The sequence below is a fragment of the Pasteurella canis genome (assembly GCF_020810675.1).
Classification (GTDB): Bacteria; Pseudomonadota; Gammaproteobacteria; order Enterobacterales; family Pasteurellaceae; genus Pasteurella; species Pasteurella canis.
Window position 1 is genome coordinate 1152810 of the sequence record NZ_CP085871.1, and the last position, 12275, is coordinate 1165084.

The 12275-nt window shown below is 36.8% G+C and carries 10 protein-coding genes; 9 read left to right on the forward strand and 1 reads right to left on the reverse strand.

The features are described from left to right. The first annotated feature begins 34 nt into the window (after window positions 1-34). The 4 genes from fbp to dcuC all read left to right on the forward strand — a co-directional run bounded on the left by fbp (window position 35) and on the right by dcuC (window position 4486). Window positions 35-1036 (forward strand): class 1 fructose-bisphosphatase, encoded by a 1002-nt coding sequence (fbp, locus tag K7G93_RS05380; protein ID WP_049216028.1) that lies wholly within the window; start codon window positions 35-37, stop codon window positions 1034-1036. Between the two features lie 121 nt (window positions 1037-1157). Further along, the gene (locus tag K7G93_RS05385) at window positions 1158-1652 is read left to right on the forward strand and encodes a hypothetical protein (protein WP_115322945.1); all 495 of its coding nucleotides are present in this window, start codon (window positions 1158-1160) and stop codon (window positions 1650-1652) included. Window positions 1653-1957: 305 nt separating this feature from the next. Further along, window positions 1958-3079: a M20 family metallopeptidase gene (locus K7G93_RS05390; protein ID WP_049216032.1), complete on the forward strand. Its 1122-nt coding sequence runs from the start codon at window positions 1958-1960 to the stop codon at window positions 3077-3079. A gap of 12 nt (window positions 3080-3091) precedes the next feature. Then, window positions 3092-4486, forward strand: coding sequence for a C4-dicarboxylate transporter DcuC (gene dcuC, locus K7G93_RS05395; protein ID WP_226690685.1), 1395 nt, complete (start codon window positions 3092-3094; stop codon window positions 4484-4486). A 70-nt stretch (window positions 4487-4556) separates the two neighbouring features. Here dcuC and K7G93_RS05400 read toward each other — a convergent pair whose 3' ends face one another. Beyond that, window positions 4557-5366 (reverse strand): HI_1241 family integral membrane domain, encoded by an 810-nt coding sequence (locus K7G93_RS05400; RefSeq protein ID WP_115322947.1) that lies wholly within the window; start codon window positions 5364-5366, stop codon window positions 4557-4559. A 135-nt stretch (window positions 5367-5501) separates the two neighbouring features. Between K7G93_RS05400 and K7G93_RS05405 the strand changes: the two genes are divergently transcribed. The 5 genes from K7G93_RS05405 to K7G93_RS05425 all read left to right on the forward strand — a co-directional run bounded on the left by K7G93_RS05405 (window position 5502) and on the right by K7G93_RS05425 (window position 11976). Then, a complete protein-coding gene (locus tag K7G93_RS05405; protein WP_049216038.1) occupies window positions 5502-6182 on the forward strand; it encodes a trimeric intracellular cation channel family protein in 681 nt (226 codons plus the stop codon). Between the two features lie 16 nt (window positions 6183-6198). Then, window positions 6199-7461, forward strand: a complete 1263-nt coding sequence (gene proA, locus K7G93_RS05410) for a glutamate-5-semialdehyde dehydrogenase (RefSeq protein ID WP_160531702.1) — start codon at window positions 6199-6201, stop codon at window positions 7459-7461. A gap of 97 nt (window positions 7462-7558) precedes the next feature. Beyond that, window positions 7559-8911, forward strand: a complete 1353-nt coding sequence (gene lysC / locus K7G93_RS05415) for a lysine-sensitive aspartokinase 3 (RefSeq protein ID WP_160531703.1) — start codon at window positions 7559-7561, stop codon at window positions 8909-8911. A gap of 174 nt (window positions 8912-9085) precedes the next feature. Further along, window positions 9086-10384 carry an adenylosuccinate synthase gene (purA, locus tag K7G93_RS05420; RefSeq protein WP_226690684.1) on the forward strand — a complete coding sequence of 433 codons (1299 nt, stop codon included), beginning with the start codon at window positions 9086-9088 and terminating at the stop codon, window positions 10382-10384. A 194-nt stretch (window positions 10385-10578) separates the two neighbouring features. Continuing rightward, on the forward strand, window positions 10579-11976 hold the full coding sequence (locus tag K7G93_RS05425) for a cytochrome-c peroxidase (protein WP_049216290.1): 1398 nt from the start codon (window positions 10579-10581) through the stop codon (window positions 11974-11976). The last annotated feature ends 299 nt before the right edge of the window (window positions 11977-12275 follow it).

A 12275-nucleotide genomic window follows, 5' to 3' on the forward strand; every position in this document is an offset into this window, starting at 1 on the left:
ATGAGTAAAATTTATTAACAATAAGGATTAAAATATGAAAACGTTGGGTCAATTTATTGTTGAAAAACAAGCAGAATATCCTCAAGCAAAAGGAGAGCTTAGTGGGATATTGTCATCTATTCGACTAGTCGCAAAAGTTATTCATCGAGATATTAATAAAGCGGGTTTGACTAATAATATTATTGGTAACTCCGGCGTAGAAAATGTGCAAGGTGAAGCTCAAATGAAATTAGATCTTTTTGCTCACAACACGATGAAAAATGCCTTAATCGCTCGAGAAGAAGTTGCAGGTTTTGCTTCAGAGGAAGAGGAAAACTTCGTAGCCTTTAATACTGAGCGAGGGCGTAATGCCAAATATGTTATATTGACTGATCCGCTAGATGGTTCATCAAATATTGATGTCAACGTTGCTGTAGGTACAATTTTTTCAATTTATCGTCGTGTTTCACCAATTGGTACGCCTGTTACACTAGAAGACTTCATGCAACCTGGCCATCGTCAAGTAGCAGCTGGCTATATTGTTTATGGGTCTTCTACTATGCTTGTCTATACAACAGGTAATGGTGTAAACGGGTTTACTTATGATCCTTCTTTAGGCGTGTTCTGTCTTTCTCATGAAAATATCCAAATTCCTTCAAGTGGTAAAATTTATTCAATTAATGAAGGACAGTATTTGAAATTCCCTGCTGGAGTAAAAAAATATATCAAGTATTGTCAAGAAGAAGACAAACAAACCCAACGCCCTTATACATCTCGCTATATTGGTTCACTCGTATCTGACTTTCATCGTAATATGTTAAAAGGCGGGATTTATATTTATCCAAGTGCTACCAATTATCCAAATGGTAAATTACGTTTATTGTATGAAGGTAACCCAATGGCATTTCTTGCGGAGCAAGCTGGCGGTCTCGCAACTGATGGATTCAATCGGATTTTAGATATCCAACCAACAGCATTACATCAACGTGTTCCTTTATTTATTGGATCTAGAGAAATGGTAAATAAAGCGCAAGACTTTATGGCTGAATTCAGCTAAATGTAAAGTATTTTAAAGAGCCCGTAATTCATTTGACGGGCTATCTCTCTTCTCTTATTATACGCAGCACAAAAAATAACCTTAAAAAAATTATTACTACTTAATTTAGGAAAAGTTAGCTGTGAATTTTAAACAAATCTTGATGGCAGGAGTACTTGCGCTACCGCCTTTTTTACTCTGGAGTTGTGAACGCAGTGCTTCACCGTTAACGACATTGCCTAATAATCAAGAAGAAATCCAATACTTAAAACAATTTAATAGTATTGTTAAAATTACGCCTGCCGAGCGTTATATCACACAAGATGCACAAAACAATGATTTAGCAGCAATGACTTATCATGTACAAAATTTAAGTGATAAACCAATTAAAACCATTCTTTGGAATAGCGTTTATATTTTGGATTCAAACTTCCTTTATACTCATGATCTTCCTATTATTTTTGAAGCACCTTTAGCGCCACGTAGCCAACAAATGATTGCAGAAACAGTGCTTATTAATAATATCCCAAGAAAAAACAGACCATTAGTACTCAATACTAAAAATCCAATTAAAGTCATTATTATTGCTAGAGAAATTATTTTTGATGACGGAACTAAAGTAACAGTATCAAGATAATTCAGTTAGAGCATAAAATGTAAATCATCCATTAAGAAGAAGGTTTTCCTGCCCTACGTTATACAAAACCTCAATGATTATATTCGACGAATATCTCATTACTTACTTTTCAATTTATAAAATAAACTTTATGCCAAAATACTAGACCATCAATTTATGTGATCCCTCCCACAAATATCATTATTTCCACCCTGATTACATTGCTATTACTATAAACAATATGTAACTATTTAAACCAAGTAATATCGTGCTGTTTGCTTTTTAGTTTGATCCTATTGAAATCATAAGTAAGAAGGAAAAAGTCTATGTTATTAAATTCATTTCTGAAAGATCTCGAATCTCTCGTCAATATCGATAGTTATAGCTACGATCCTGTTGGTAAAGCAAAAGTTGTTGATTTCTTTAAACAAAAATTCCAATCCATTGGTTGGATAGTAGAGGAACATTTTTTAGATGAAAAAGTCGGCTCTGCGCTTATCTGTAAAAATACACTCTCTGATGAATTTGATGTAGTACTATCAGGTCATATGGACACGGTCTTTAAAACAGGCACTGTAAGTGAAAGACCATTTAAAATCGAAGGTGATAAAGCTTTTGGACCCGGTATTGCAGATATGAAGGCAGGCTTACTTGCTGGCTTTTATGCTTGTCAGGCATTAACTGAAGAAAATGCCCTACAAAATGCACGAATATGTGTCCTATTCAATCCAGATGAAGAAATTAGTTCGATCTATTCTCGTCCACTATTAGAAAAAATTGCACGCAAAACTCGTTATGCCATTATTCTTGAGGCAGCTCGTATCAATGGAAATCTTGTGAATGAACGAAAAGGCATTGGTAAATATGTCATTGAATTTTTAGGTAAGTCAGCTCATTCTGCTGTTGACCCACAAAATGGAGCAAACTCAATTAATACTTTCATTCGTATCGCTCAAGAATTACTCAATAGTACTGCTCCAGAAAAAGGTACTACAATGAATATTGGTACGGTAGAGGGTGGGACCACACCAAATACCGTACCAGATTATGTTAAAACACAAATTGACTGTCGTTTCACATCTCTTGAGGAGAGTGAACGCTTAAATCAAGTCATTTATGCACTCCATGATACCGTGACAGAAGAACGTGTCAAAATTAAAGTCTCTGGTGGTATTACTCGTCCACCTTGGCGTCGTACTGAAGCTGGTTTGAAATTCTGTGCCGCAGTCGATGAGATTAAGGAGCGACTAGGAATAAAAGCAGAATGGGAATCAACTGCTGGTGGATCTGATGGTAATTTCTTTGCTGCACTTGGCGCTATTGTCATTGATGGAATGGGACCAAGCGGTGGGAAATGGCACAGCCCAGATGAATACCTCAATATTGATTCTATTGAGCCAAGAATCAAATTAGTCACTGAAGTCATTAAATACTGTACTCAAAAATAAAGGGGAATACTTATGTTAGGACTTTTACTGGGATTAGTCGTCACAATAATTGTGGGCTATCTAATCATTAAAAAATATAAAGCCCAATTTGTTCTACTCTGTGGTGGTATTATTTTAATGTGTTTTGCTGTGCTATTTGGTTTAGGTGAAATTCTGCCTGCAAATAAATCTACAGGTTGGGTAGGATTCGATATTTTCGAATTTATTAAAAATTTATTCAGTACCCGTGCAGCCGATCTCGGTTTAATGATCATGGCAGTAGGTGGTTTTGCACGTTACATGGATAAAATTGGTGCAAGTGAAGCATTAGTTAATGTTGCTGTTAAGCCATTAAATGCAATTAAAGCACCTTATTTAGTACTAGCACTAGCCTATATAATTGGGCAAATCTTGAATATTTTTATTCCAAGTGCATCAGGGCTTGGTCTATTATTAATGTTAACGATTTTCCCAATTTTAGTGAATCTTGGTGTAAGTAGAGAAGGTGCGGCGGCGCTAATTGCGACGACAGCTTGTTTAGATTTAGGTCCAGCATCTGGCAATGCGGTACTTGCGGCTAAAACTGCAAATATTGATATTGCAGAATATTTTGTCAACTACCAACTTAAACTAGCGATTGTCACGATGATCGTGATTGCGACCTCGCATTTCTTCGTGCAAAAATGGTTTGATAAAAAACAAGCACTACTTGGCAACAGAAGCGTCATGGAGAATGGCATTGAGGCAGACACAAAATTAGAAAACCAAAATAACTCAGCTTTACCTATTCCAACTGTCTACATTTTATTACCACTTTTACCTCTTGTCCTTATTTTAACCTTCAGTAAATTACTAGTAAGTAGTATCAAGATGAATGTTGCTACTGCGATGATCATCAGCTTATTTATCGCAATGCTATTTGAATTTGTTAGAAAAAAAGATGTAAAACAAGTATTTGCTGAAATGCAGGTTTTCTTTGACGGCATGGGTAAACAATTTGCAGCAGTTGTCACATTAATTGTTGCGGGTGAAACTTTTGCAAAAGGATTAACTGCAGTAGGTGCGATTGATACGATTATTTTAGGCGCACAAACCTCTGGTTTTGGTGTATTTTTGATGACTTTAGTAATGGTGTTAATCATTACACTTTCAGCAATCGTGATGGGCTCAGGAAATGCCCCATTCTTTGCCTTTGCAGCATTAGCTCCTAAAGTGGCAACAGGGTTAGGGATCTCGCCTGTATTAATGGTATTACCAATGCAATTAGTCGCAGGTATTGCAAGAAGTATGTCGCCAATTACAGCTGTCATTGTTGCTGTTTCAGGGGTGGCAAACGTATCACCGTTTGATTTAATTAAACGTACTGCGCTACCAATGGCGTTTGCATTACTTACGGTTTTCTTTGGTACATTTGTGCTTTATCATTAATCATGATTAGCATTTACAAAAAATGGGCGTTTATCTGCGCCCATTTTGCTTGATATAAAAATGACTTTTTCTAGTGAATAAAGGCGAAACTTGCCCATACAGGCAGCGAAGTGACTATCAAAAGTAAAATCGCTAATGTGTTATAACTTAATTTCCATTGTTTAAAAATATGAACTGCAATAATAAGAGCAATCAGTAAATGTAGACAAAAATAGAGTATCCAAGCTAACTGATTCGCAAAAGTGACTGTATTTGACAAATACATCAATAGCCCCAGACCACTAAGTGCATTCAAAAACAAAAGCGATAACATAAAAAATGGTAATAATGCTATTAAGCCTTGTAAGCGGTTACGAGATACAACTAATGCCAGATTAGCCAAAATAATTCCTACTAATCCTTGTCCAAAAATATTGTATTGGATAAAAGAAGAAATAGAGAGTTCGATAAAAATCAATAAATAACAGAGGCTCCCTAATATGCCCATCAATCCTGCAATAATTAGCATCGATTGGCGTAATTGATTGTCTTGCGGTTGACGCCATGTAGCTAAAACAATTGCGATTCCACATAGACTCATCATGTCTGTCAAAATAAAGTGGTAGTTAGAAAAAAAGCTAATAATAAACCACATTCCCCAAAACACTGCAAAATACCAATTAACTTTACTTAAACGTTCACGTTGTCCTGGGCAGATCTGACCTTTCATAAAGACTAATACGCTTACTAATTGTGCTATCAATATACCAAATGCAAAATGAGAAATCGCTTTTGATTGTGGTTGTAAAAACATTGCAAAAAAATCAATACTCAGAATTAATATGAGTGGAAATACAGATGAAAGTGCGGTAAATAATGGGGATTGTTTTTGTTCTGACATAAATCGTGCTGCCTTAATAAAATAAATTTGCCAATTATGCAAGAATTAGAAAGCACGGTCAAAATTTCCTATTCTTTTGTACAATTCCCCTCTAAAATAATCTTATTTTTAACCGCACTTTTAGAGATAAAATTTATGCTGTTAAGTGTATTATACATTATAGGTATTACTGCTGAAGCAATCACAGGCGCTTTAGCCGCAGGGCGCGAAAAAATGGATATTTTTGGTGTCATTATCATTGCTTCTATGACAGCGATTGGTGGGGGGTCTGTACGTGATGTTTTATTAGGCCATTACCCACTAGGTTGGGTGAAAAATCCAGAATATTTTCTAATTGTTGCTGGAGCTGCTGTACTTACTGTCTTCATTGTCCCCTTTATTCGCCCATTTATGCGCTACTTCCACACTATTTTCTTAGTCCTAGATGCACTAGGATTAATTGTGTTTTCGATTATCGGCGCGCAAATTGCGCTAGATATGGGGCACGGATTTACTATTGCGATCATAGCTGCAATCATTACAGGTGCCTTCGGAGGAGTGCTACGAGATCTGCTATGCAATCGAATCCCTTTAGTTTTCCAAAAAGAGCTATATGCGAGTATTGCATTGATTGCCACGAGCATTTATATTGGCCTACAACACTTAAATATTGACCAAAATCTTGTCATCATTATTACCTTAATAAGTGGATTTATTGCTCGCTTGTTGGCGATCTATTTTGAATGGGGATTGCCTGTATTTGACTACCAAGAGCAACAAATTGCGAAAAAGCCTAGTGATGATACATTACCGCAAAAAACACAATGGAAAAAATGATTCAGGAATAAACACAATGACAATCAACTTACAGAAAATGGGAGAACAAGCCAGACAAGCCGCGTTTATCCTATCTCAACTTTCTCACCAACAAAAAAATGCCGCTTTATCAATCATCGCGGAGCAACTAGAAGCACAATCAGAATATATTCTTGCTGCAAATCAAAAAGACATTGAGACTGCCAAAAAAAATGGTTTATCAGACGCGATTATTGACCGTTTGTTATTGACTCAAACACGCCTAAATGCAATTGCTAACGATGTACGCCATGTTATTTCACTTCCTGATCCTGTCGGTAACATCATTGATGGGGGAATATTAGACAGCGGTATTAAAGTTGAACGTATTCGTGTACCACTTGGTGTAATTGGTACAATTTATGAGGCTCGTCCAAATGTCACTATTGACGTTGCAACACTCTGCTTAAAAACGGGTAATGCTGTTATTTTACGCGGGGGTAAAGAAACACAACATTCTAATAAAATCTTAGTGGAAGTTGTACAAAGTGCGTTAGTACAAGCGGGATTACCAAAATATGCAGTGCAAGCTATCACTGACCCAGATCGTGCTTTAGTAATGGAACTTTTAAAACTCGATCGTTATGTTGATATGATCATTCCTCGTGGTGGAGCTGGCTTACATGAACTTTGCAAGCAACACTCAACTATTCCTGTTATCGTAGGTGGTATCGGCGTATGTCACTTGTTTGTTGAACAAAGCGCAGATTTAGACAAAGCATTACCTTTAATCGAAAATGCTAAAACTCAGCGCCCAAGTACCTGTAACACACTCGAAACCTTATTAGTTCAACGCTCGATTGCAGCTTCTTTCTTACCGAAATTAGCAGCCCATCTAACTGTAAAAAATGTCAAATTTCATGCAGATCCGACCGCTCTTTCAATCTTGCAATCTGTACAAACAAATGTTGAGCCAATACAAGAAGAACAATTAAGTCAAGAGTGGCTTTCTTACGATTTAAATGTTGTTATTGTCGAAGATTTAGCAGAGGCAATTGCCCACATTCGTAAATATGGCAGTCAGCACTCTGATGGCATTTTGACTAATTCACAGCAACTTGCTCAACAATTCATTGCACAAGTCGATTCTGCTGCACTATATGTGAATGCGAGTACTCGTTTTACTGACGGTGGACAATTTGGTTTAGGAGCTGAAGTAGCTGTAAGTACCCAGAAATTACATGCTCGTGGTCCAATGGGGTTAGAGGCACTAACGACATACAAATGGGTTTGTGTTGGGGACTATACGTCTCGTAAATAATTAGAATTAACCCAAATGAATTTATTTGACAATTTTTATAACTCATTGTTTTATAATATTGATACAACATCATAACAATAATTTTAAGGAGCCAATTATGTCTCATCTCTCTATCGCAAAATTTGGGGGAACTAGCGTTGCTAATTACAATGCAATGTATGCTTCTGCCAAAATCGTTATTAATGATCCTAATACACGTGTTGTTGTTCTATCCGCTTCAGCTGGTATCACTAATTTATTGGTCTCTCTAGCAAATGGCCGTGATTTAGCCGAACGTACAAAACTAATTAATGAAGTACGTCAAATTCAAGAAAACATCTTGAGTGAATTAAAAGATGATAGTGGTGTACGTTATAAAATTGAAAAATTGCTGGCGAATATTGAAGCACTTGCAGAAGCGGCGAGTCTCGCAACATCTCTTGCACTCACAGATGAATTAATCAGTCATGGAGAAATGATGTCTTCTTTAATTTTCGTTGAAATACTACGTGAATTAAATACGACAGCAACTTGGTTAGATATTCGCACAGTCATCGCAACAGATAGCCACTTTGGTAAAGCCATTCCTCAAGATAAAAAAACACAACAACACAGTGACCAAATATTGAAACCACTGATTGATCGTGGAGAACTCATTATTACTCAAGGGTTTATAGGGCGAGATGAACAAGGCAAAACAACAACATTAGGACGAGGAGGTAGCGACTACTCTGCCGCCTTGTTAGCAGAAGTACTTAACGCTAAAGATGTCTTAATCTGGACTGATGTTGCAGGCATTTATACAACAGATCCTCGTATTGTTCCTAATGCAAAACGTATTGATACAATGAGTTTCTGCGAGGCAGCCGAAATGGCAACATTTGGTGCAAAAGTGCTTCACCCAGCTACTTTACTCCCAGCTGTTCGCAGTAATATTCCTGTCTATGTGGGATCGAGTAAAGCTCCTGAAGCAGGAGGAACATGGGTAGTTCGTGATCCACAACCAAGACCAACTTTTCGTGCAATTGCACTACGCAGAGATCAAGTTCTCTTGACACTTTCTAGTTTAAATATGTTACATGCGCAAGGTTTTCTAGCAAAAGTCTTCACACTCTTAGCGAAATATAAAATATCTGTGGATGTTGTTACAACCTCTGAAGTCAGTATCGCTTTAACTTTAGATAAAACAGGCTCTGCCTCCTCAGGAAATAACTTACTTTCAACAGATTTAATTGATGAATTGACCAAACTTTGTAGTGTCAAAATTGATCATGACTTATCACTAGTTGCCTTAATTGGTAATGAGTTACATACACACTCAGGCATAGCGAAGCGTATTTTTGACACATTAGAAAACTACAACATTCGTTCAATTTGTTATGGCGCGAGTACTAATAATATTTGTATGTTAGTACATAATGAAAATGCTGATGCAATTGTCAGTGCTTTACATCGTTCTTTGTTTGAATAAAATCCTACTAGAAGAGCGGTCAAAATTTTCAATTTTTTGACCGCTCTTTTCTTTTCTACAATTCTAACAAGTTATCAAATAAAAACGTAAATTACATTGAGATTAGTATCAGAAAATAGTAAAGTAATTTGCTGTTCATCTTGTTTATCACAAAGCTTAAAGGCGGAAAATACTATGGGAAAAAGTGTTGTTATCTTAGGCGCACAATGGGGCGACGAAGGTAAAGGGAAGATTGTTGACTTATTAACTGATCGCGTGAAATACGTTGTACGTTATCAAGGTGGTCATAATGCGGGTCACACTTTAATTATTAACGGTGAAAAAACTGTACTTCGTTTAATTCCATCAGGTATTTTGCGTGAAAATGTGACTTGCTTAATTGGTAATGGTGTTGTGCTCTCTCCTGCTGCTTTAATGCAAGAAATGGGAGAGTTAGAAAGCCGTGGTATTAATGTGCGTGAACGTCTCTTAATTTCAGAAGCTTGTCCACTCATTCTTCCTTATCACGTTGCAATGGACCACGCTCGCGAAGCAGCCTTAGGCAAAAACAAAATTGGTACAACAGGTCGTGGTATTGGTCCTGCTTATGAGGATAAAGTTGCACGTCGTGGATTACGTGTAGGTGATTTATTTGATCGCAAGGCATTTGCACAAAAGCTCAAAAATATCTTAGAGTATTACAATTTCCAATTAGTACATTACTACAAAGTTGATCCTATCGATTTCCAGAAAACGCTGGATGAAGTCATGGCTGTTGCTGATATCATTACTAGTATGGTAGCAGATATTACAACAATCTTAGATAAAGCACGTTCGAATAACGAAAATATCTTATTTGAAGGTGCGCAAGGCACTATGTTAGATATTGACCATGGTACTTACCCATTTGTCACCAGCTCAAACACAACAGCAGGTGGCGTAGCAACTGGTGCAGGTTTTGGACCTCGTAATTTAGATTATGTATTAGGTATTATCAAAGCGTACTGTACTCGTGTTGGCAGTGGTCCATTCACAACTGAATTGTTTGATGATATTGGTGCAGAAATTGCGCGTAAAGGAAATGAATTTGGCGCAGTAACAGGGCGCCCACGCCGTTGTGGTTGGTTTGATGCTGTTGCTATTCGCCGCGCGATTCAACTTAATTCTATTTCTGGCTTTTGTATGACTAAGTTAGATGTATTAGATGGTTTTGACGAAGTAAAAATATGCGTTGCTTATAAAATGCCAAACGGCGACATTGTTGAATATGCACCACTTGCAGCAAAAGACTGGGAAGGAATCGAACCAATTTATGAAACAATGCCGGGCTGGAAAGAAAATACTTTTGGTGTAACAAATGTAAACCAACTACCAGAAGCATGCCGAAACTATGTAAAACGTATTGAAGAAGTCACAGGCGTACCAGTGGATATTCTTTCAACAGGTCCTGACCGTATCGAAACGATGATCTTACGCGATCCATTCGAAGCATAATTCATTTGCTCTTATCATCAATGGGAAGCAAAACTTGCTTTCCATTTTCTTTTCGATCTCTAATTGATTGAAAACCTCTATTAATACCATAGATTTAATAAATCAAATTTATTAATTTAGATCAAAAAACCTCATATTTTATAATGTTAATATCCTTACTTAGAATAACAAAAGGAGTGCTTATATTTATGAAAATGAAAAAATTATTATTATCTGCAGTAACGCTCGCAACCGTCGGTTTTTTAGGCACTGTAGGTTATATTCATATCTTCGATAAACAACAGGCTGCTACATTATTAGCACAAACACAATTGAGTGGGCAGGCTCATAATGTTGCCAAAGTACTCTATGACAATGGCTGCCAATATTGTCATACAACAAATACAGAGCTTCCCTTTTATGCTAAATTTCCTATTGCAGATAAAATAATGCAGGAAGATATCCAAAAAGGTACCAGAGTATTTTTACTCAATGATATTCTTGATGGATTAAAAGATCCAAGCAAACTATCTGAAGTAAGTCTCGCCAAATTAGAACAAGTGCTGATTAAAGATGAAATGCCAATCGCAAAGTTCATTCATGTCCACTGGGGCTCACGTCCTGATGTAGAGGAAAAAGCAACAGTATTAAATTGGATCCGAGAACAACGCAAAAACCATTTTCTCCCACCACATACAGAAGGAACTGATCCAACTCGTTTAGTCCAACCGATCCCTGATAGTGTAGACACCGATCCATTAAAAGTCGCTTTAGGTAATATGCTCTATCATGATGGACGACTTTCTGCTGATGGGACAATTGAATGCCACACTTGTCACCAACTTAAACTTGGTGGCGTCGATGGGCTAGCTGTTTCAACAGGCATTGATGGATTAAAAGGTGGTATCAATGCACCAACTGTCTATAACTCTGTTTTTAACATTTTACAGTTTTGGGATGGACGTGCGAAAGATCTTGCGGCACAAGCAGGCGGTCCTCCTCTCAATCCTGTAGAAATGGGCTCAAAAAGTTGGGATGAGATTGTTGCAAAATTTGAACAAGATGACTCTTTTAAACAACAATTTCTTGCCGTATATCCTGAGATCAGCGAAGCAACGATTACTCATGCTATAGCTGAATTTGAAAAAACATTAATTACACCAAACAGTGCCTTTGACCGTTATCTAAAAGGAGATAAAAATGCACTAAATCAAGATCAATTACGTGGTTATCAATTATTTAAAGAGAACAAATGTGATACTTGTCACGTTGGTGTCGCAATGGGAGGACAGTCATTCGAGTATATGGGATTATTCGATGACTATTTTGCGGCAAGGGGCACCCCATTAACCGAAGCAGATCAAGGTCGTTTTGCACATACACAAGACCCAGCAGATATGCATAAATTTAAAGTACCAACATTACGCAATATTGCATTAACTGCACCTTATATGCATGATGCACGTACTAACGATCTAAAAGAAGCTGTACGAATCATGCTACATTATCAAAGCGGTAAAGACTTACCAAGTAAAGATATCGCAGATATTGCAGCTTTCTTGCAATCATTAACAGGAGAATATCAAGGAAAGTTACTCACAATTGAAAATTAATCATCTCCTCCATATTTCTCTGCAGACCTAGTTTAGACTAGGTCTTTTTTACTTCCCCCTAAGAAAGAAATATTTCGTATTTTTTTGATGTAGGTCACATTTTTACAAAATATATTTGATAATAATTCTCACCTAAAAATAAGAATTTTATTAATAAAACCAATTGCTAATCAGATTACGCCTAATTTTTTATCTCCAAAAGGTCCCATGCAACACAATATATTGTGGTTGAAAATAAAAATACAACTAGATATAGTATTCACGTTATTTGGGTCATACACATAAAATAGGGTAAAACA